Source organism: Caballeronia sp. RCC_10 (assembly GCF_041360715.1).
Taxonomy (GTDB): domain Bacteria; phylum Pseudomonadota; class Gammaproteobacteria; order Burkholderiales; family Burkholderiaceae; genus Caballeronia; species Caballeronia grimmiae.
In genome coordinates this window covers 1-678 of the sequence record NZ_JBFUPT010000123.1, presented here as the reverse complement: position 1 = coordinate 678, position 678 = coordinate 1, and the positions used below count along the sequence as shown (strand labels likewise).

Below are 678 nucleotides of genomic sequence, written 5' to 3'. Positions count from 1 at the left end.
CCGGTTGAAACTTGAGAGAATGGCTTCCAACGGAGGAATGGAAGTCATGAAGAAGAGCCGATTCACGGAAGAACAGATGGTCACGATGCTGCGCGAGGCGGACAAGACGTCGGTGGCGGAGGTGGCCAAGAAGCACGGGATCAGCGAGCAGACGGTCTATAACTGGCGTCAGCATTTCGGCGGGATGGAGGCGGCCGACGTGAAGCGCCTTAAGCAGCTTGAGCAGGAAAACGCGCGACTGAAGAAGATGGTGGCAGAGCGTGATCTCGAACTCGATGTAATGAGGGAGATCAACGCAAAAAAATGGTGAGCGTGCCCGCTCGCCGCCTGCAGGTTGCCTACGCGAAAGCGCGAGGCCTGTCGCAGCGGCGTGCGTGCGCGCTGATGTCAGTCGCGAGGTCGGCGTTGCATTACCAGTCGAAGTTGGCCGAGCGTGACGCGCCGGTGTTGGCGGCGATGCGTGTCCTGTCGGCGCAGTATCCGCGCTACGGTTACCGTCGCATCCAGATCTTTTTGGATCGACAAGGCGATCCGATGAGTGCCGACCGGGCTTGGCGGCTGTGGCGGCTCGCGGGATTGCAGGTGCCGCGCAAGCGCCCGCGGCGACGCGTGTCGATGCATCGACCCCGGCCTCAACCAGCTACGGCGGCACGACATGTCTGGGCGTATGACTTCGTG

The 678-nt window shown here is 61.8% G+C and carries 1 pseudogene; it reads left to right on the top strand.

The window, feature by feature from the left end:
• Positions 1 to 46: 46 nt before the first annotated feature.
• Positions 47 to 678, top strand: a pseudogene (locus tag AB6804_RS31925) (transposase); the annotation flags it as partial.